This window comes from Dyadobacter sp. Leaf189 (genome assembly GCF_001424405.1).
Lineage (GTDB): Bacteria > Bacteroidota > Bacteroidia > Cytophagales > Spirosomataceae > Dyadobacter.
Map to the genome: position 1 here is coordinate 240,102 of NZ_LMPS01000007.1, position 20,555 is coordinate 260,656.

At 46.1% G+C, this 20,555-nt stretch carries 20 protein-coding genes; 13 read left to right on the top strand and 7 right to left on the bottom strand.

The window, feature by feature from the left end:
* Window positions 1-10: 10 nt before the first annotated feature.
* Window positions 11-637, bottom strand: a complete 627-nt coding sequence (locus ASG33_RS22580) for an ABC transporter ATP-binding protein (RefSeq protein ID WP_056291024.1) — start codon at window positions 635-637, stop codon at window positions 11-13.
* Window positions 638-879: 242 nt separating this feature from the next.
* On the opposite strand from ASG33_RS22580, the gene ASG33_RS22585 reads away from it, so the two are divergent.
* The 5 genes from ASG33_RS22585 to ASG33_RS22605 are packed head-to-tail and all read left to right on the top strand — an operon-like array spanning window position 880 to window position 4,933.
* On the top strand, window positions 880-1,890 hold the full coding sequence (locus tag ASG33_RS22585) for a hypothetical protein (RefSeq protein ID WP_229238813.1): 1,011 nt from the start codon (window positions 880-882) through the stop codon (window positions 1,888-1,890).
* A 9-nt stretch (window positions 1,891-1,899) separates the two neighbouring features.
* Complete coding sequence (locus tag ASG33_RS22590; protein ID WP_056291027.1) at window positions 1,900-2,598, top strand: DUF6089 family protein; 699 nt, start codon at window positions 1,900-1,902, stop codon at window positions 2,596-2,598.
* A gap of 4 nt (window positions 2,599-2,602) precedes the next feature.
* Complete coding sequence (locus ASG33_RS22595; protein WP_056291029.1) at window positions 2,603-3,145, top strand: DUF2911 domain-containing protein; 543 nt, start codon at window positions 2,603-2,605, stop codon at window positions 3,143-3,145.
* A gap of 24 nt (window positions 3,146-3,169) precedes the next feature.
* The gene (locus ASG33_RS22600; RefSeq protein WP_056291031.1) at window positions 3,170-4,057 is read left to right on the top strand and encodes a trypsin-like peptidase domain-containing protein; all 888 of its coding nucleotides are present in this window, start codon (window positions 3,170-3,172) and stop codon (window positions 4,055-4,057) included.
* Window positions 4,058-4,108: 51 nt separating this feature from the next.
* On the top strand, window positions 4,109-4,933 hold the full coding sequence (locus tag ASG33_RS22605; RefSeq protein WP_056291032.1) for a phytanoyl-CoA dioxygenase family protein: 825 nt from the start codon (window positions 4,109-4,111) through the stop codon (window positions 4,931-4,933).
* Between the two features lie 3 nt (window positions 4,934-4,936).
* Here the strand turns inward: ASG33_RS22605 and ASG33_RS22610 are convergent, their stop codons facing one another.
* Window positions 4,937-5,632 carry a YjjG family noncanonical pyrimidine nucleotidase gene (locus ASG33_RS22610; RefSeq protein WP_056291034.1) on the bottom strand — a complete coding sequence of 232 codons (696 nt, stop codon included), beginning with the start codon at window positions 5,630-5,632 and terminating at the stop codon, window positions 4,937-4,939.
* 381 nt (window positions 5,633-6,013) lie between these two features.
* On the opposite strand from ASG33_RS22610, the gene ASG33_RS22615 reads away from it, so the two are divergent.
* The 4 genes from ASG33_RS22615 to ASG33_RS22630 all read left to right on the top strand — a co-directional run bounded on the left by ASG33_RS22615 (window position 6,014) and on the right by ASG33_RS22630 (window position 8,516).
* Window positions 6,014-6,613 carry an RNA polymerase sigma factor gene (locus tag ASG33_RS22615; protein WP_026632052.1) on the top strand — a complete coding sequence of 200 codons (600 nt, stop codon included), beginning with the start codon at window positions 6,014-6,016 and terminating at the stop codon, window positions 6,611-6,613.
* Window positions 6,588-6,836 carry a hypothetical protein gene (locus ASG33_RS22620; protein WP_056291036.1) on the top strand — a complete coding sequence of 83 codons (249 nt, stop codon included), beginning with the start codon at window positions 6,588-6,590 and terminating at the stop codon, window positions 6,834-6,836. The genes ASG33_RS22615 and ASG33_RS22620 overlap by 26 nt, the downstream gene beginning before the upstream one ends.
* An 82-nt stretch (window positions 6,837-6,918) precedes the next feature.
* Window positions 6,919-7,581, top strand: a complete 663-nt coding sequence (gene nth, locus ASG33_RS22625; RefSeq protein WP_056291038.1) for an endonuclease III — start codon at window positions 6,919-6,921, stop codon at window positions 7,579-7,581.
* 77 nt (window positions 7,582-7,658) lie between these two features.
* The gene (locus ASG33_RS22630; protein ID WP_056291039.1) at window positions 7,659-8,516 is read left to right on the top strand and encodes an FKBP-type peptidyl-prolyl cis-trans isomerase; all 858 of its coding nucleotides are present in this window, start codon (window positions 7,659-7,661) and stop codon (window positions 8,514-8,516) included.
* Window positions 8,517-8,567: 51 nt separating this feature from the next.
* Here ASG33_RS22630 and ASG33_RS22635 read toward each other — a convergent pair whose 3' ends face one another.
* From ASG33_RS22635 to ASG33_RS22650, 4 genes are read right to left on the bottom strand one after another with little or no spacing between them, the layout of a single operon-like run.
* Complete coding sequence (locus tag ASG33_RS22635) at window positions 8,568-9,698, bottom strand: aminotransferase class I/II-fold pyridoxal phosphate-dependent enzyme (RefSeq protein ID WP_056291041.1); 1,131 nt, start codon at window positions 9,696-9,698, stop codon at window positions 8,568-8,570.
* A 9-nt stretch (window positions 9,699-9,707) separates the two neighbouring features.
* Window positions 9,708-10,295 carry an acetyltransferase gene (locus tag ASG33_RS22640; RefSeq protein WP_056291043.1) on the bottom strand — a complete coding sequence of 196 codons (588 nt, stop codon included), beginning with the start codon at window positions 10,293-10,295 and terminating at the stop codon, window positions 9,708-9,710.
* Window position 10,296: 1 nt separating this feature from the next.
* Window positions 10,297-10,860, bottom strand: a complete 564-nt coding sequence (locus ASG33_RS22645; RefSeq protein WP_056291044.1) for a sugar transferase — start codon at window positions 10,858-10,860, stop codon at window positions 10,297-10,299.
* Window positions 10,861-10,871: 11 nt separating this feature from the next.
* A complete protein-coding gene (locus ASG33_RS22650; RefSeq protein ID WP_056291204.1) occupies window positions 10,872-13,280 on the bottom strand; it encodes a thiamine pyrophosphate-dependent enzyme in 2,409 nt (802 codons plus the stop codon).
* Window positions 13,281-13,483: 203 nt separating this feature from the next.
* Between ASG33_RS22650 and ASG33_RS22655 the strand changes: the two genes are divergently transcribed.
* Window positions 13,484-13,882, top strand: a complete 399-nt coding sequence (locus ASG33_RS22655) for a DUF1573 domain-containing protein (protein WP_031528390.1) — start codon at window positions 13,484-13,486, stop codon at window positions 13,880-13,882.
* 88 nt (window positions 13,883-13,970) lie between these two features.
* Here ASG33_RS22655 and ASG33_RS22660 read toward each other — a convergent pair whose 3' ends face one another.
* Window positions 13,971-16,883 (bottom strand): putative LPS assembly protein LptD, encoded by a 2,913-nt coding sequence (locus tag ASG33_RS22660; protein WP_056291046.1) that lies wholly within the window; start codon window positions 16,881-16,883, stop codon window positions 13,971-13,973.
* 75 nt (window positions 16,884-16,958) lie between these two features.
* On the opposite strand from ASG33_RS22660, the gene ASG33_RS22665 reads away from it, so the two are divergent.
* The 3 genes from ASG33_RS22665 to ASG33_RS22675 all read left to right on the top strand — a co-directional run bounded on the left by ASG33_RS22665 (window position 16,959) and on the right by ASG33_RS22675 (window position 20,554).
* Window positions 16,959-17,753 carry an N-acetylmuramoyl-L-alanine amidase gene (locus ASG33_RS22665; protein WP_056291048.1) on the top strand — a complete coding sequence of 265 codons (795 nt, stop codon included), beginning with the start codon at window positions 16,959-16,961 and terminating at the stop codon, window positions 17,751-17,753.
* 132 nt (window positions 17,754-17,885) lie between these two features.
* Complete coding sequence (locus tag ASG33_RS22670; protein WP_056291049.1) at window positions 17,886-18,851, top strand: MlaD family protein; 966 nt, start codon at window positions 17,886-17,888, stop codon at window positions 18,849-18,851.
* A gap of 89 nt (window positions 18,852-18,940) precedes the next feature.
* Window positions 18,941-20,554, top strand: coding sequence for an acyl-CoA carboxylase subunit beta (locus ASG33_RS22675; RefSeq protein WP_056291052.1), 1,614 nt, complete (start codon window positions 18,941-18,943; stop codon window positions 20,552-20,554).
* The last annotated feature ends 1 nt before the right edge of the window (window position 20,555 follow it).

The following is a 20,555-nucleotide window of genomic DNA, read 5'->3' on the forward strand; positions in this document are numbered from 1 at the left end:
CCTTGATCCGTTATAAAATGACCTGGTTGGAAAATTCATCTTTCAGCCGCTGGTCGTGCGTAACCACCACGAGGCTTGCACCTATTAATGCAGACTGCATTTTGAGCAGCTCGATAACACGTTGGCAGTTGATGTCGTCGAGGTTTGAAGTAGGTTCATCGGCGAGGATTACATTGGGTTCATTCATCAATGCACGCGCGATACTTACCCGCTGTTGCTCGCCCTGGCTCAGCTGTGCTGTTTTTTTGTTTAAATGCTCCGCAAAACCCAGTTCGTTCGCGAGGAAAATTGCTTTCTTTCTGTCCTGTGGCTTTTCGGCAAGGAAATTGGAGAGCAGCAGGTTATCGATCACCGACAATGCACTAACAAAATGCGCGCGCTGGTAGATGATCCCGATGCTTTTAGCCCGGATCAATGCAATCTGCTCCGCCTCCATGTGGCTGATGGACCTGCCGCCTACGGATACTTCCCCGCTTTCGGGGCGGAGCAGGAGGGCAAGAAGATGAAGTAATGTGGTTTTACCTTTCCCGGACTGGCCTAAAATCAGTAAAGTTTCCTTGTCACCGCAATTGATATCAGGAAATTGGAAAGTTTTTTGGGGAGAGTACGAAAACCTGAGATTGTGACTCGTAATCATTTCCTGGATCTTTTTTAGTCTGCAATGATAGCAAAGTTTTTTTGGCCGTCAATTTAAAACGTGTGTTAATGCACGGTTGTGGTCCACATCAGCTGATTTCCGGGTACCGGAATTTGGCAGACCGGCATTCATTCTAAAAAAATTCCCAGCTACAAATAAATCTATTGTTAAAACGTTGAAATGGTGTTGAAGCCGTAATAAAACCGACAACTATCCTATTTTTGCAAAAAAACGATCTGAAAATGCGTAGACATTTTGAATTCAAAAGAGTATCCGGGGCGCTTGCAGTGATCATGACTTTTGGACTTTTATTAACAGGAAAAGATGCCAGCGCGCAGAGCAGAGGCATTTTCGTTCCTTACTCTACAGCAGGCTTTGGCGTAGGTACATCCAGCTATTTTGGCGATTTCGCTCCATACAGAAGGCACGTAGCTTCTGTATTTAACATGATGCGTTGGAGCATCGGCGGCAATTACACAAGGCACTTTACACCACGTCTGGCAGCCAGGGCTAGCTTCATTTATGGTCGCATTGCTGGCGACGACTACATTATGAACCGGAGGCCGAAATACGAAACAAACATTTTCTATGCCAGGAACCTGCATTTCAGAAATGATCTTAAAGAGTTTTCGGTACAAGGTATTTTCAAGCTTATTCCTGATAACAGAAGCTACGATAGAAGGCCCCAGTTTGGAGCCTATCTTTTTGCAGGTGTAGCATTAACCGCTCACAACCCTAAGGCGCTGGATTCATTGAATGGTGACTGGGTAAAGTTGCAGCCGCTCGGAACAGAAGGGCAGGGTAATGAAGGTTATGCGAAACCATATTCACTTGTTCAATTTGCAGTCCCTGTGGGCATTGGTTTGAGATACAAAATCAATCAGCGATTTGATGTTTCGGTGGAGCTGGGTTTCAGAAAAACCTTTACGGATTATCTTGATGATGCGCACGGAAATTATGCCGATCCGGCAGTTTTTGCAGACAATCCACTTGCATTGGCACTGTCCAACAGATCTACGGAGCGTGTCGCTGTCAGAAAAGGTGCAGATCGTACGGGATCTTTGGTTAAGTTTTTACAAGTCAATTATCAGGTTGAAACCAACGATCCTTTTGCAGCTCTTCCGGCGACCGGCTTTGCAGCACCAGGTACACAGCGCGGAAACAGTCCTACATTGACTGACAACTACCTTTTTGGAATGATCCACCTGAATTACATGCTGCCTTCGCAGATCAAATGTCCTCCGCTCAAATAAAAGCACACATTGAAATCATTATTTTCAAACAGGATTGATAAATACTTGCTTCGTCTCTTCGTTGCAGGTATTTATTTTTTTGTCTCTGTAAATTCCTCCAAGGCTCAGAAAATCGAGCTGGGCGCGGGCATTGGCGGTTTCAATTACAAAGGAGATATTTCCCCTTCACAGCGGCTGCGCTTTGTTAAGCCGGGCGGCAGCCTGTTTTTTCGTTTTAACCCTACTCAGGCATTATCACTGCGGGCAGAAGTGGCAGGCGGGATCATAGGCGCGGCGGACAAGCATAGCAAAGACCCTTTTCAGGTTGCGCGCAACAAGTCTTTCAGGTCAGGCATTTTTGAAGGCTCTGCGGTAGCGGAGTATAACTTTCTCAATTTCCAGGAGCGCCGTTTTGCGGTTAACTGGAGTCCATACCTTTTTGGTGGAGTAGGTTATTCCAGGTTCAATCCTCAGACCAAAACCAGCGACTATAAAACATCGTCGTTCATTCTGCCGTATGGCGTTGGTATCAAATATCAGATCCGGCGGCCATGGAATATCGGACTGGAATATGGTGCCAGAAAGACTTTTACAGACTACCTGGATGATCTTGGTGGAAAGCCGGTTAACACAGACAAATTACAGCAGGGAGATCCTTCTCTGAAAGACAACTATTACTATATTAGACTTTCGGTAAGTTACACATTTTACAAAATCGTTTGTCCCTGATCCTATGAAGAAACCTCTCCTGATCATTCTGGGCGTTGTTATTGCTGCGCTGATAGGATTTGCCGGTATGCGGATGTATACCAAATCATTTAGCCCCGAAGCCGTTGCTGAAACAAATAAGAATGGCGTCAGCGTAAAGGTTACTTACAGCAAGCCAAGCAAGAAAGGCAGGCTCATTTTCGGGCGCGAACAGGATAATGCATTGCTGCCTTACGGAAAGGTTTGGAGAACAGGCGCTAACGAGGCTACTATCATCGAAATCGGCAGCGGACTTACAATTGCCGGAAAGCCGGTGCAGGCTGGTACCTATTCACTTTACTCAGTTCCCGGCCAGGGAAGCTGGAAGATCATCCTGAATTCCGAGGTAGGTCAGTGGGGAACCAATTATAACGATGGGAAAGATGTGCTACGGGTAGAAGTTCCCATTCGCATCCGCTCCTCTGTGCAGGAGTTGTTTGATATCTACTTCGAGGAAATCCCCAATGGTGTCAATATGATCCTTAGCTGGGACCAGACAGAAGCCATTGTTCCTTTTTCACACAAATAAGATTGGTTTGCTACCTTTGCCCGCATGTTTGTTGGAGCCATTGAAAAAGTAGACCAGTTTACCCGTCCGATCCATTTTATATTCCGTTACTACACGGGCAGCGATATCGTACCCGGTACAGCCACCTTATTTTTTGTAAACGAAGAAGGCTTCGCAATTACCTGCAGGCACGTAGCGCGACAGATACTTTACGCGAATTCCATCTACGAGAATTATCTCAAATTTCGGGGCGAACTCAGGAAGTTTGAGAAGGATCCGGGATTTGAAACACAGCGGACGAATCTTGAAAACAAATACAAGATATCCGCAGCTAACCCCATTCGCGTTCTTTTCAACTTCATTCAGTGTGTCTCTGCCTATAAAGCGATGACCATACATCTGCACCCCACACAGGATCTCGCAATTATACAGTTTAGGGAATTTGAATCGGTGCAGTACCAGGGGTATGCACAGTTTTTGAAAGATTCACGGCTTGTAAAGCAAGGCAGGTACCTGTGCAGGTTAGGTTATCCTTTTCCGGAATTCACCAATTACCAATACAACAAAGTCTCCGGCGATATTGAATGGACTAAGGAAGGTCGTTCCAAAACGCCGAGTTTTCCAATCGACGGCATTATTACCCGCCATATCGGAGAAGGCAGCGAGGTTACCGGGATAGAAATGAGCACGCCGGGACTGAGAGGTCAAAGCGGCGGCCCACTATTTGATCCAAGCGGGACCATTTACGGAATGCAAAGCGCGACCCGGCACCTTCACCTCGGATTTGATCAGGTTAACAGGGAAGTAGTATCCGACGGACAGCGAAGAAGAGTATCCAATTATCCCTTCCTGAATGTAGGTCAATGCGTGCATGTGGATGTGATCAAACAATTTTTAAGGGAGAAAAAAATCAAATTCTACGAACAGGATTAACCAGGTAGTTTTAAGAAAGTCAAATCTTTTAAAAGCATAAAGATCCTGACTATGACTGACCTGCAATACGATCTGATCCAAAGCGAACTTTCGGAACCATTTGTTCTTCCCGAAGGAGCTGTCGCACATTTTAATACTTACGGATACGTAAAGCTTAAAAATGTTCTGAGTGAAAATCTGCTCGCTTATTACGGAGAGTTGATCACCGACCTTGTTTTCAGGCTGAATAAACTGACCAAGCCAATGGAGGAGCGTACAACTTATGAACGCGCTTTTCTGCAGGTGATGAATTTGTGGCGGGAAAGCGAAAAGGTCAAAGAGTTTGTATTCTCAAAAAGGCTCGCAAAGATTGCTGCCGACCTGTTGCAAAGTTCCGGCGTCAGGTTATACCATGACCAGGCGCTTTACAAGGAGTCTTCTGGCGGTATTACTCCCTGGCATGCAGATCAATTTTACTGGCCGCTCTCCTCGCCAAAAACGGCAACGGTTTGGATACCGCTTCAAGCAACATCAATGGAAATGGGCCCGCTTGCATTTGCAGAAAAAAGCCACCATGTTGAAATAGGACGTGATTTGGAGATCAGTGATGAAAGTGAGGCACTGATGAACGAGGCGCTTAAACAATTTGAGCTGAACGAAACGCCATTTGAACTCGGTGAAGTCAGCTTTCATGCTGGCTGGCTGTTTCACCGCGCCGGGGCCAATACGTCCGGAAGTCCGCGTAAAGTAATGACGATGATTTATATGGATCAGGATCAAAAAGTGACGCAACCGAGAAATGAGTACCAGCAGGCCGACTGGGAAACCTGGCTGCTGTCCCGGCCTGTGGGTGGCGCGGCAGACAGCGAGCTTAATCCTGTACTGTTTACTTATTGACCATCATAAAATAAGAAGCAGCTCTTCCAGTCTTGTGATGTCGTAGGTAGGTTTTTCATCAAATTGCAGTCCCGCCGGATTAAGGTAAACAGTATCAATTCCGATCTGTTTGGCACCCAGAATGTCCGCAATCCAGTTATCGCCTACCATTATGCATTCCCCGGGACTTGCCTGAGCTGCATTCAATGCGAATTCGAAAATTTTTGGATCCGGCTTTTTGGCGCTGGCATTTTCAAAAGTGATCACATTTTCAAAAAAGTGCCCGATCTGAGAACCCGCGAGCTTTCTTGCCTGAATTTCATTGAAACCGTTGGTGATAATGTGCATTCTGTAGCCGGTAGCGACTGCATAATTGAGCAGATCGAGTGCGCCTTCCAGTAAATGCTTCTTGTCAGGCAGGGTATTCAGATACAACTCGCCAATTTCTTCATGATTTTCCGGACATTGAATGCCCAGGTCTTCAAAAACGAGCCGGAACCTGTTTTGACGTATATAGGTATGGTGAATCTGCCCGCGGTCGAACATGTCCCATAAAGACATATTAACTCTCAAAAAACATTGTATAAAGTCCTCCATAGAGCTTATTCCATGATTCTGGAGTGTAAGCTTATGGAAAATTTCTTCCAGAGACTCGGATGAATTTTTATCAAAATCCCACAGTGTGTGATCGAGATCGAAAAAAATATGCTTGTACTTCATTCTGTGAAAAGTTCAATATTTATCAAAAAAGTGAAATTTCAATTTTTGTCGGCTGCGCAATAAAGATAATGTGAACAAATAAGTCGATCTCCCCGGAATAAGCGTATATTTATATGATAAGTTCTATTAAATATTTTAAAAGGGACATATATACGCAGTAAATCACGATTAAGGCTTAAAAAGCTGCCTGGTTGTTAACATGTGTTAATGAAAATCGATTTCGAAAAAAAAGAAACTCAAACATTTGCAAATTATTTGCTAAATCTATTTCTTTGATTCGTATAATTTGAAATACAGATAATTACTTCAATTTTTTCACCAGACAGAAAGGAGAAACAATATCGACGAACCGCTCTACGTTAACTAAATCGAATAATAAAAATGGAGAAAGTCCAAGTTAGCGACAGTGAGTTGGTGACGTTGTATATCCGCGGGAATGAGAAAGCTTTCGAAAAACTCGTCCAGCGCCACAAATCAAGAATATACACCACTATTTATCTAATTGTTAAGGACCAGTATGTAGCCGAGGATTTATTACAGGATACATTTATTAAGGCCGTCGATACGATAAAGGGAGGTAGATATAACGATGAGGGCAAATTCCTGCCATGGATTATACGGATCGCACACAACCTCGCCATTGATTATTTCAGACGCGATAAACGCTACCCCAATGTAGTGTTCGAAGATGGAAGCAGTGTTTTTAATACGCTGGATTTTTCGGAAGATTCCGTTGAGTCAATCCAGATTCGTCAGGAAACACATGAACAACTGCGGGAGATGATCCAGCGGTTACCCGATGTGCAAAAGCAAGTGCTGATCATGCGTCATTATGAGGACATGAGCTTTCAGGAAATTGCGGATGCAACGGGGGTGAGTATTAATACGGCATTGGGGAGAATGCGTTACGCGTTGATAAACCTGCGTAAGCAATTTAACCAACGTGCCCCACAGTATGACAAAAACTTTTACCTACGATGATGTTGTAAGGTATTTATATGCCGAGACAACAGAGAATGAAAATGAACTGATTGTTGAGGCGCTTGCACTTGACGATAATTTGATGAACTTCTATCTGGATTCATTGGAGATTCAGACGCAGATGAACAAAATAACCCGGACTCCTTCCGATAAGGTGGTTTCAGAAGTTTTCAAATATTCCCGGCAATTCTCATCAAAAACACCTGCTGCTCTTCACTATTAAGTGAAGCAGCAGGTGTTTTTTTGCCCAGCTATTCATCGGATAGCTGGATTTTGTTGTTTGTATAAGAGTATGTTTTCCCTTTATGCACAGACAGGAGCGTTTTAAATTATTTCTGGATTATTTCACTGAAAACTTTCCTGAACCCGAAACCGAGCTGCAATATTCAAGTCCGTATGAACTGCTGGTAGCAGTGATATTGTCGGCGCAATGCACAGACAAGCGTGTAAATATTGTTACCCCGCCTTTGTTCGAGCGTTTCCCTGATCCGGAGTCGCTTGCAGCTTCCAACGCGGAAGAAGTTTTTACTTACATCCGCTCCATTTCTTACCCAAATAATAAAAGCAAGCACCTCGTAGGAATGGCGCGAATGCTGGTGGAGCAGTTTGGATCGGAAGTGCCTGCATCTGTGGAGGAGTTACAAAAATTGCCAGGTGTAGGGAGAAAAACGGCCAATGTGATTGCTTCCGTTATTTTCAACCAGCCTGCAATGGCGGTGGATACGCATGTTTTCAGGGTGTCACACCGGCTTGGACTGGTTCCTAAAACTGCCACTACGCCGCTCAGTGTTGAGAAAGTACTGGTAAAGTATATTCCAAAACAGCTTGTGCACAAAGCACATCACTGGCTTATCCTTCACGGTCGTTATATCTGCATAGCGAGAAGCCCTAAATGCATGCAGTGCCCGCTTTCTTCCTTTTGTAAATTCTTTGAAAAAAATGTACTTACAGAAGTTTCGAAATCGTAGTTACAACCAATATGCTTTTTGCAGAGTCTATCGTTTAAAATATCAATCCCATTAAATTTAAGAAAGGAAGAAAACAAATGAAGCGTACGAAGTTAGCATTGTTTATTTTACTGGCTATGGTGGTAAGTCTGTCCGGCTGTATGAATTCGGATAAGAACCAGGATGAAGAGAAAATTACCGAAAACGAAAACGAGATCAAGGAATGGCTGAAAACTGACAGCCTTGGTACTTCGGCACTGCGCGACAGTACAGGACTTTATTACATTATCAGAAAGTCGAACCCGAGCGGGCAGAAAGCGAAGAGAGGTGAAGCAGCGACAGTACGGATCAATGGTTACCTGCTAAATGGAACCAAGGTGCTTTCAATAGAAAAGGATTCAACATTATCCTTTCCTGTTGACGGATTTTCTACTCAGATCTACGGTCTGGAATTTGGAATCAAGTTAATGCGGACGGGAGAAAAAGCAACATTTCTGCTCCCGTACTATCTGGCTTTTGGGAATGCAGACAGAGTTAACATCCCCGCCTATTCTGTGATCAGAATGGAAGTTGAATTGATTAAAATGCGCACGGAGATACAGCAGATTGACGAGTTCCTAGCTAAAAAGCAGTTTCCGGTATCAGAACGTACAGCAGACAACCTCGTTATTATTAGAACAAATACTGTTACTGGGGACACGCTTGGACCTGGTAAGTCAGTAAGTGTAAAGTACGTTGGCAAGATGTTGAACGAAAAAGAGTTCGACAAAAACACCATTCCGATTACGACAGGAACAAATGGTACAATTCCAGGTTTTGACAGGGCGATACGCAAACTGCGCAAAACTGAGAAGGCAATCATTATTTTCCCTTCTGCATTAGGCTACAAAGAGCGTGGATCGGGTTCAATTCCGCCTTATACACCAATTATGTTTGAAGTTGAGGTATTGCCTTGATCATTGCTGAAAGCATATTGAAAGAGCTGCCGGAGACTTCCGGCAGCTCTTTTACATTCCGGCAAGTGTGAGAACGCTTTCACATATCTCACCAATATTATCTTCATTCAAGGCCGAGCCAGAGGGGAAGCAAATTCCATTTGTGAAAACATACACTGCCACATTGCCGCCAAAATACTGTGCGTCTTTGTACAAAGGCTGTAAATGCATTGGCTTCCAGACTTGTCTGGCTTCAATTCCATTACCAGCCAAATGCAACCTGATCTGATCTACTGCCAGCTTTGACTTTTCTGGATCAAACAGGAAAGTGGAAAGCCAGCGGTTTGAGAACATACCTGCTTTTTCCTCTTGCAATGAGAGCCCTGGGATAGTTTCAAACGCATTCAAATAGCATTTAAAGTTCCTGCGTCGCTGCGCGACTCGCTCGTTCAATATTTCCAGCTGACCGAGCCCGATCGCCGCACAGATATTGCTCATCCGATAGTTATAGCCCAATTCCGAGTGCTGGAAGTAAGGTGCCGGATCTTTGGCCTGACTTGCCAGAAATCTGGCTTTCCGCGCATCCATTTCATAGTATGTAAACAATGCGCCTCCTGCAGAAGTTGTAATGATCTTGTTCCCGTTAAAAGAAGCAACTCCCATTTGCCCGAATGTACCCAGATGCTGTCCCTGGTAAGTAGAGCCCATTGCTTCTGCGGCATCTTCAATCAAAACAATACCGTACTTATCACATATCTCTGTTACTTCTTTCAGCTGACATGGCATTCCATAAAGATGCACGCAAATCAATGCTTTGGGCTTTTTACCCGATTTCAATAGTTGCGTAACAGCTTGTTCAAGCGCATCGGGACAGATATTCCAGGTTTGTGGTTCGCTGTCAATAAAAACCGGCGTAGCGCCTAAGTAGAGAATGGGGTTAGCCGAGGCAGCAAACGTAAGCGATTGGCAGAGTACAATATCTCCCTTCTTAACACCAGAAATAACAAGAGCCAAATGGAGCGCGGCTGTACCTGAAGAGAGCGCGACAGCATGCTTACTGCCTGTGTAAGCACAAAGTCCTGATTCGAAATGATCTAAATGTGGGCCTGCTGACGCAATCCAGTTGCTTTCAAATGCATCCTGAATGTACTGCAATTCCTTCCCTCCAAGGTGCGGAGGCGATAGCCAGATTTTGTAATCCATTTGTGTGTGTTAATAAGTCAGTTTTCTTGCCGGGTTGCCTGCAACAGTTGTGCTATCCGGCACATTCCTGGTTACAACGCTGCCGGCTCCTATAATGCAGTTTTTGCCGATTGAAATTCCGGGTAAAACAATGCAGCCCGCGCCCAGCAACGTATTTTCTCCAACCCGTACATTCCCGCAAAGCGTAGCTCGTGGCGCAACATGTACGAAGTCACTGAGCCGACATTCATGCTCGATGATAGCACCTGTATTCACAATAACGTGTTTGCCGACCTGCGCTTCCGTCTGGATAATAGCCCGGTGAAAAACCATTGAACCTGCACCAAGGTTTGCATCAGCACCTACCAATGCAGATTTGTGAATCAACTTTCCAAATTGATGCTGTACGTTCTCAGCGACTGCGCGTCTTGCGTAATTATTGCCGATTGCAACAAGAAGCAGGCTTTCAGGAAAGATTTCAGGATCATATAATGTGACCTGATGATAGTGGAAAACCGATGAAAACTGATCGTCAAAAACAGCTTTGACCTGAAATCCCTGCTCCAAAAGCATCTGATATACGACCTTCGCGTGGCCGCCAGCACCGTATAGCAGCATATCAGTTTCCTTTAAATTCTTCCACAGAAATTTCCGCTAAATCAACCTGCTTTCGATTGAGCATCTTTGAAAATGTCTGCCAGAGAATTTGCAAGTCCAGCTTAAAGGAAACGTTTTCAGTATACCAGACGTCGTACTGAAACTTCTCATGCCAGCTGATTGCATTGCGCCCATTCACCTGCGCCATTCCTGTGATACCTGGCAATACAGCGTGTCGCCGGTTTTGAAATGAATTATAAAGCGGAAGATAATGCGCCAATAGCGGCCGCGGACCGACGATGCTCATTTTGCCGCGAAGCACATTCCAGAGCTGCGGGATTTCGTCAATGGAAGCTTTTCTGAGTACGAGACCAATGCGGGTAGGAACTCCGTCACGCATGGTGCGGAATTTTATCAATGTAAAAAGCTTTCCATTCAGCCCTGGCCTTTGCTGGAAGAACAGGGGTTTGCCGCGCGAGTCCATGCTGACAATGAACAGTATCCAAACAAAAAGCGGCCACAGGAGTAAAATCCCTGTCGCCGCTATGGTGATATCTAAAATTCTTTTTCCTGATTTTTGATACATGTAATCAAACGCTAAAACAGTTCCGGATAGATCTCGGGCTCTGCTTCGCGCATGATTTGATAAACAGTTTCAAATATATCGTCCATATTAGGTTTGGAAAAATAGTCACCGTCGGACCCGTAAGGCGGGCGGTGGTCTTTGGCAGAAATCGTAACTGGCGCTGAATCCAGCCATCGGTACGCATTCTGTTTTTCTAAAACCTGCTGCATCATGTAACCTGACGCGCTACCTGGCAAATCCTCGTCAGCGAAGATCACCCTGTTCGTTTTTTTAATGGATTCTACAATGCTGCTGTTTATATCAAACGGTAAAAGTGTCTGTACGTCAATTACTTCAACTTCAATACCTACACTTTGCAATTGAGAAGCGGCCTCCATTACTATACGACACATTGAGCCGTAGGTCACAACGGTAATATCCCTTCCTTCCTTTAAAATTTCGGGTTGCCCCAGCGGAATGCAGATTTCGCCGATATTATCAGGTAAAATTTCTTTTTGGCGATAAGAATTAAGTGGTTCGACGATTAATCCCGGATCGTCACCGCGCAATAATGTATTGTAAAAACCCGCTGCCTGTACAAAATTCCTTGGCACAATCACGTGCAAACCGCGCAAGCTGCTGAGCATAGTGCCCATTGGCGAGCCCGAATGCCAGATACCTTCCAGTCTGTGGCCTCTCGTTCTGATGATCAGCGGCGCTTTCTGGCCACCGGCAGTGCGGTAACGCAATGAAGCGAGGTCGTCGGTTAATGTAGCGAGTGCGTAGTAGATGTAGTCAAAATACTGGATTTCAACAATCGGCCGCAAGCCGCGCATCGCCATTCCTATTCCCTGGCCGATGATCGTCGTTTCGCGGATACCTGTGTCTGTTATACGTAACGCGCCGAATTTTTCCTGCAAGCCTGCAAATCCCTGGTTTACGTCACCGATCATCCCGATATCTTCTCCCAGTGCAACTACCTTTTCATTTTTCTCGAAAGTTGCATTGAAAAAGGTACGTATCACCTCGCGCCCGTCCACCACCGGACTGTCTTCCGAAAACGCCGGTGCTACCGGTTGTACATGTAAAGGAGATTCCGAAGTTTCACTGTAAAGGTGCGTATTGAACCGCGCCTGATTTTCCTGAATGCTGTTTTTCAGGGAATCTTTCAGCGCCGTTTTAAAAGGATTATCTTCTTTTCCGATGATCCGGAGCACTTTTCGGACGCTGGCGATCATATCCCGGCGCACAGGCAGGTAAGTGCGCGACAGCTCGTTGACCACATTGCTGAGCTCCGTAGTAAACCGGCTCTCGCGTCCTGCATTCTGGATCAGCTGAATGGTTTCCAGGTATTCTTTATCCAGATCTTTCCGGTAAGCCTGCCACGCTTTATTCCGTGACTGAGAAGCTGTCTCTTTTGCCTCGGCTTCAATCTGTTCCAGTTCTTCGTCTGTTGCGTAGCCGTTTTTGAGGATCCAATCGCGGAAACGCAGGTTGCAGTCGCGTTCGTTTTCCCAATGCAGCCTTTGCTTGGACTTATACCGCTCGTGAGAGCCAGAAGTAGAGTGGCCTTGTGGCTGGGTCAGTTCAGTAACATGTACCAAAACCGGCACGTGCTCGGTCCGGCAGATATTCGCGGCTTTCTCGTAGGTTTCAATCAAAGCCGGGTAATCCCAGCCATTTACGGTCAGTATTTCGATTCCTGGCTCATCTTCATTCCGCTGTAAACCTGCCAGTGCTTTGGAAATACTGCCTTTTGTAGTCTGATATTCAATCGGTACAGAAATTCCGTAACCATCATCCCACACAGAAGTGAGCAATGGAACTTGCAGTACTCCGGCCGCATTCATGGCTTCCCAGAACATGCCCTGAGAAGTAGAAGCATCGCCAATAGTTGCGTACGCGATTTCATTTCCCTGCCGTGAGAACCTGGTCAGGTTATGCAGCTGCTTATTCGATTTAAATAATTTGGAAGCGTAAGCAAGGCCCACAGCGCGAGGCATTTGTCCGGCCGTGGAAGAAATATCACAAACAGAATTGTAGAGCTTTGTCTGGTCGAGCCACTGCCCGTTTTCATCCAGCCAGCGTGTTGAAAAGTGGCCGTTCATCGACCTTCCACCTGTATTAGGTTCGTGTTCGAGGTCTGCGTGCGCGTACATTTGCGCAAAAAATTGCTGCCAGGTCAGGTTACCTACTGCTGCTTCGATCGTCTGGTCCCTGTAATAGCCGGACCTGAAATCGCCTGGCCTGAAAGTGCGCGCGAGCGCGATCTGGGCTACCTCTTTACCGTCTCCGAAAATGCCAAATTTAGACCGCCCGCCCATAGTATCCTTTCTGCCCAGCAAACTTACCTGGCGACTCTCACATGCAAGACGGTAGTCACTGATAATGTTTTCTTTACTTAAAATACCGGCACCAGTCAAACTATCATTTTGAAGCATAAGCAAAATTTTCGGGTATGAATCCGTAGTTAAATTACGTTTTTTTGAATGCAAGCCAAAATTATGTGTCAAAATAATAATCGCCTCAGGCACGATCAATCAATGCCTTCTGTTAATATTGGTTAACGATTATTAAATTTAATTTTTAAACATTAATCTTGTTTGCTAAATAGTTTTTCACCACTTAATGTATAGTCAAAGTTATGAAAGTATTTTTTTCAGCGCTGGTTCTATTGGTAGGCCTAAGTACCGTTAGTTTTGCTCAGAAAGGTGTTTTGAAATTCAAAGAGGAAACGCACAAGTTTGGTAAAGTACCTCAGGGAACACCAGTTACGCACGAGTTCGTCTTTACAAACACGGGCAGTGATCCGGTGGTTCTATCCAATGTGACTGTGTCTTGCGGATGTACTACTCCGGTTTGGTCAAAAGAGCCGGTACTACCAGGAAAAACAGGATCTGTAAAAGCTACCTTTAATGCAGCAGCAGCTGGTCCTTTCAATAAGCCTGTTACTGTTTTCAGTAACACAGAAGGTGGTTCAATTACTTTATACCTGAATGGTGAAGTTGTTCCGAAATCGGCAGCTAAACCTTCTTCCAAGTAATCAGGCCAGAAGATCTTTTGGAGGGCTGCCTTTCAGGCGGCCCTTTTTTGTGCCCAATGCAAACTTCAAAGGGAAGCCAAATTGCCAATTAGTAAGCTGATCTGTCGTAGAATGAGCGGCGGCGGGTCACTTTCAAATCCTGCAGAATAGCTGATTTCACTTTCAATGTGAAGCTGTAATTGCTCATACGCGCCGCGCTACCGGCAAAGGGGGTCCAGCTGAAACTCATATCCCAGCAATGCAAATCCCTGTAAAGCGTAAGTTGTGTAATAGTGGGGGAGAATGCGACAAAGTCAAAACCACTGCTCACGCTGACCTTGAAGTTCTTGGACAAGCTCAGGTCGCCCGTCGCTTGTACCGCCTGGATCAGCGTTGCCCGTGATAAGCCCGGCTTAGTCAGACCAAAGTTATAGTTAAGAGAAAGCGTCCAGGGTACATTAAAATCCACGTATAGCTCCGGATTTTGAGCGATAAATTCGCGCTGCTCTTCTGTGGCGGTATTAGCAGGATCGGTAGTCGGGCCATTTACTACGGGCTTTTTGGTTTTGTCAGAACCTTTCGGCGCGAAGCTGGTACCTAATGTAAATCCGAGGTTTTGAAGATTGGCCAAACCTTGCCCCTGCGTAATCGCGTATTTATTCACCTTATATCCAACCTGATTAGTCAGAATGTTCGGATTGGCCTCGTACGCGTAGGGATCGAGGTTCATATTAAAATTCAGGTTCAGGTTACGCCCGATCCTTGCATTGGCATTGACCGTAATATTGGACAGGTTCAATGAATCGGCCAGCAGGTTGTAGCTTCCACCCAAACTTAAATTGTCGAGTAAGGACACCTTCTCAAACTGTTGCGCAGCCGTGTCACTCTTTGACTTGAGTTTCATTTCAAAAGAGTTGTTCAAGCTGAATGAAACGACGCTGCTGGCGCGCCCGTTACCGATGTTCTGCCCGATTCCCCTGAACCTTGAAAGTGAATAGTCTTTTATCTCCCCCTCTCTGTCCCGCACATTGATTTTTTGATAAAAACCAAAAGCGTCACCAGTGAAGTCTGGCGTATAAGTGAATGAAAGCGAAGGTATAACTGTGTGCCGGATCGCTTCCAGGCGCCGCCCCCGGATAAAGAATGTGCCGTAAAAACGGGTGTTAATACCCGCCCCGAAATTATAAGAATACTCAGTGCCAGCCTGCTTCAGTGTATCTATGCGCACCTTGTTTGTTAGCGTATCGACCGAATAGGCATATTGCTTTGTAAAAACTTCACCTTGCAGCGAAAGGCTCGGTGTTACGTTTACAAAACGCAATACCTTGAAGTTGGGCAGCGAAATAGGCAGGCTGTACCGGCCTGTAAACTGCGCATCTTTCAACATATCCGGTAATGTACTCAGATTGAAAGGTACCACCTTCGTTACACCTACGCGGGTGGTGTCAACCGTATTGGAGATCTGAAAACCAAGCCGGGCGGAAGAAGTATCAATTGCAGTCAGGGAGTTCGTCAATGCGTAGTTTCCGCTGAAATCCAGACCCAGGCGGAAGCTCTCGTACCAGCGACCACGCCCACCTTTTAAGGCAAACGGCGCAATTTGGTTGATACCAAAACTGAAATCGGTGGAAACGTTCGTCTTTCCGTTCTCGCGTCTTTGTGTCTGAGGATTGATCTGACCGAAGTTTTGATTCACACGCAAGCTGGCCGCCGCTCTCGCATACTGCCCGAAAGTACGGTTATACTGTACCGATGAGCTCGCCACATTGGATGTATATCTTTCTGTATCAAACGCCTGTAATTGGTTATAGCTGTTACTACTCACATTCACATTCGCAGAGAATTGCGAATTCCCTCTCGGCTTGGGAGAATGCGACCATACCACACTGAAATCGTTTGTTACGCCCCGACCAAGAAGTCTGTCTATTTCATCACTTGGCTTATTTTTATTAAACCTAAATGAAAAGTTACCGCTGTACTGGTAGCGTTTGATGTATGTGGAAGCTACGCCCAGCCCCCAGCTTCCGGAAGAATAGATCTGCCCGGTCACAATTGCATTTACATATTCATTGATTGCAAAATAGTAGCCGCCTTCACGAAGGTAAAATCCGCGCCCGTTCGGCTCTTCGCCGTAAGTAGGGACAATGATCCCGCTTGTACCACTTTCTTTTTTCTTTGGAAACGGGAAAAAACCAAAAGGCAGCGCAATGGGCAATGGAACGTCGCTGATGACCAGGTTGAATGGCCCTGATATCACCTGCTTTTTGTTTACCATCTTGATTTTCGGCGCATTGATAAAGTAATGCGGGTGGGTGAGGTTACAGGTGGTGTAAATGGAGTGACGAATGTAAAAGTTACCCTCAGCGTCCTTTTTAACCTTTTCCCCGCGGATATTACCGTCACCTTCCTGCGTCACAATCCCCTGGATCAGCGCTTTCTGTGATTTGAAGTTGTACCTGATCTCCTTTGTATTGTAAGTCTCGGGCCCATCCTGAAAGATAGGCTCGCCTGCCATTTTCTTGGCCGTGGAATCGTAGGTGCCTATTGCATATACTTCATTGGTAACCCAGTTGAGCCGGATGTAATTGGCTTTCAGGTTGATCGTCCCGTAATTTACCTCCGCGCTTCCATACAAATGCACCTGTTTGAGGACCGCATCCATAATGGTGGAATCTACCGCGCTGTATTCAACGGTGTTTTGTAAATCGTCAGGATTTGAAATAGTATCGGCAGCAACAGAGTCGGCCTGCGTGGAGTCGGCAAGATTGACGCGCAAAGAATCTGCGGCCGTAACTAGCTGGGACGTACGAGGCTTACCGGTACCTGAAGAGTCAGTACCGGCTTTTTGTTTATCGGTAAGAAGAGGATCGGTTGATTGCTTTTCAGAAGATGAAACATTCTGCTTACTCTGTTTTTTCCCGGACCCCTTGGAGCGTTGCTGCACACAGGCTAAAGTGCTGAACAGGAGAAACGCCGCAACCACTGACGATATAATAATCGCCTTTCTTTTCAGTTTTAACAAATAGAGTATTTTTGCATAACGATTTTCAAAATTAGCAGAGAAACCTCGAACGAGTAACGCCCCAATTAAAAAATAATGTTAAAAGTTCTTAAATCAGTAATTGCTGCAAGTTTCCTGCTGGCAAGTCTTGCTTTCGTATTTCAACAGGAACCTGCGGCTTCCAAATCAAGTAGAGTAAATACAGTGGTGATTGATGCGGGTCACGGAGGAAAAGACCCGGGAACAAGAGGACGTAACACGAAGGAGAAAGATGTTGCATTGAGCGTCGCGCTGGAACTGGGCCGGAAGATCAAGGATGCAACGCCGGATGTGAAAGTACTCTACACCAGGTCCACTGACGTTTTTATCGAATTGGGCGAGCGTTCCGCATTTGCTAACCGCAACAACGCCGATCTTTTTATCTCCATTCACTGCAATGCAACCCCACGGTCCAAAACGGTCCACGGTACCGAAACCTTCGTCATGGGTTTGCACAAAACAGAAGGTAACCTCGAAGTAGCGAAAAGGGAGAACTCGGTAATTTTGCAGGAAACCAACTACAAACAGAAATACAAGGGTTTTGACCCTAACTCTCCGCTAGCCCATATAATGCTGGCCAACTACCAGAGCGCTTTCATTTCCAGTAGCTTGCGCCTTGCCGACCTGATCGAGAAAAAATTCCAGTCTGTATCTGACCGCGAAAGCCGGGGAGTTAAGCAGGCGGGATTTCTTGTTTTGTGGCGCTGCGCTATGCCCAGTGTGCTGATCGAAACAGGCTTTTTGTCCTCACCTGATGAAGAGGATTACCTCAGCTCGAAGGACGGACAAGAGGAAGTAGCCGAGTCGATCCACCAGGCATTTATGGCGTATAAAAAAGATATGGACCGTTAAGTAACCGGCTCGCCGATGTTTTGAATTGTCAAAACAATTTTTGATAATTTGATGTTTGACCTTTAAGCAACCGATTTAAACTTAGTACTGCCCATACCTGCCCGCTGATTGATGCAGGAAATTATTTAGTCCATGAAATTATCAAGAGAAGCAAAAGTTGGAATAATGGCAATTGCCGCAATGGTGATGCTGTATTTCGGCTTCCATATCCTCAAAGGTTCCGACGTTTTCTCAAGAACCAAGCAGTATTATGTGATTTATGACAATATCGATGGCCTCACGGCCTCTAACCCGGTGCTCCTCAATGGACTGAATATTGGTCGGGTGCGGGAGATCAGGTTGTTGCAGGACCGTCAAAATCAACTGCTGGTTTCACTGGATATTCAAAAAGGCATTGACGTCCCGGGTGGAAGTGCTGCCATTCTCGCGGACGGCGGTTTGCTTGGCGGGAAAGTAATCCATTTGTCAGCTGGTACCGGAGCTCCAATGCAGGATGGGGACACACTTCTGGCCAAAAAGGAGGCAGGTATTACAACCGTTTTGCAGCAACAGGCATTGCCGCTTGTAACCCACGCCGACTCGCTGATCAAAAACCTGAACCAGGTAGTGGCGGGTTTTGAAGAAACGGGACTTATCTTAAATCAGGTACTTAAAAACTACAATCAGACAGGCAGCAGCCTGCAGGGATTGTTAACTGAAAACCGCACCAATCTGCTCGCACTTACTTCCAATCTCAATAAGCTTTCAACTTCCCTGGTAGAAACTGAAAAGGAGATCAAGCCGCTTCTGACCAAAACGGGCACGTTGGCCGATTCCCTGAATGCATTGCAGCTTGGAGAAACAGTCCGCAATGCAAACCGCACGATCGGCGAGCTGCATAACCTGCTCGCAAGTGTCGAGTCGGGAAAAGGTACCGCGGGTAAGCTGATCAAGGATGAGACACTTTACACAAATATCGACAGGACGATCGTGAGCCTTAACAAGTTGCTGACCAACCTGAGAGAACATCCCAAACGATATATCAACATTTCGGTTTTTGGCAAAAAGGACAAAGGCCCGTCTGAATCCCCGCTGGATACCGCGACGGTGATCAAATAGAAAAGTAATTTCTCAATAAGTGTGAAAGTCGTTTGCTTGCGGGTAAACGACTTTTTATTTTGTGAAACAATCCACACTTGATCTGCCTTATGACTACACAGGAAAGTCTCCCGCAATTGCTGCAAATACTCCATCAGAAATATGATCAGGTAAAACTGGGCGGCGGAATCAAGAAGATCGAAGCGCAGCATAAAAAAGGAAAGCTCACTGCCCGCGAAAGGATTGATTATCTTATTGATCCGGAATCACACTTCGTGGAGATTGGTGCATTCGTAGCAGATAATATGTACGCCGAGGAGGGCGGCTGCCCCTCAGGCGGCGTGGTGACGGGTATTGGGATAGTCTCAGGAAAACAATGCATGATCGTAGCCAACGACGCGACTGTCAAAGCAGGCGCCTGGTTCCCGATTGCAGCCAAGAAAAACCTGCGTGCACAGGAAATTGCAATGGAAAACCGCTTACCTGTGATCTATCTGGTAGATAGCGCCGGCGTTTATCTTCCTATGCAGGCAGAGGTATTCGCTGATAAAGAGCATTTCGGGCGGATTTTCAGGAACAATGCCCAAATGTCTGCAATGGGAATTGTACAGCTCTCGGCGATTATGGGAAGCTGTGTCGCAGGCGGCGCGTACCTGCCGATTATGTCCGACGAAGCCTTTATTGTGGAAGGTACCGGGTCTGTTTTTCTGGCAGGGCCCTATCTTGTAAAATCATCCATTGGGGAAGATGTAGATGCCGAAGTACTTGGCGGTGCAGCCATGCATTGCGAGATCTCCGGAGTAACTGACAACAAGTTTCCAGACGATAAATCGTGCCTGGACGCAATCCGGAGGCATATTGATAAGATCGGAAGGCCACTTTCGGCCGGATTTGACCGGAAACCTGCAACAGTTCCAGGCCGCAACCCCGAAGAAATATACAACCTGCTTCCTGTCGACAGGCTAAAACCGTACGATGTACTTCCTATTCTGGAATGTATCGTGGACGGCTCCGAGCTGGACGAATACAAACCCGATTACGGCAAGACATTGATCTGCGCTTACGCCCGGATTGACGGCTGGGCAGTGGGGATAGTGGCCAATCAGCGGAAAATGGTGAAGTCAGGAAAGGGTGAAATGCAAATGGGCGGCGTCATCTACGGAGAGTCTGCCGATAAGGCGGCGCGGTTTATCATGAACTGCAACCAGAAAAAGATCCCGCTGATCTTCTTCCACGACGTAACCGGATTTATGGTAGGCAGCCGGGCTGAGCAGGGTGGTATCATCAAAGACGGGGCCAAAATGGTAAATGCGGTAGCCAATTCTGTAGTGCCGAAGTTTACCTTCATTATCGGTAACTCTTATGGGGCGGGAAATTATGCAATGTGTGGAAAGGCATATGATCCCCGACTGATTTTTGCGTGGCCAACAGCACAAATGGCCGTTATGAGTGGCGCTACTGCGGCCAAAACATTGTTACAGGTGCAAACAGCCACATTAAAAGCAAAAGGAGAAGTGATCACACCTGAGCAGGAAGAGAAATTGCTTCGGGAAATCACCGATCGCTACAACGAGGAGCTGTCTCCCTACTATGCTGCCGCGCGGCTTTGGGTTGACGGAATTATAGATCCTGTGCAGACGAGGACAATCATTTCAGCAGGGATACAGGCCGCCGACCAGGCGCCGATCGAAAAACCCTTCAATGTTGGAATTATGCAGGTTTAAA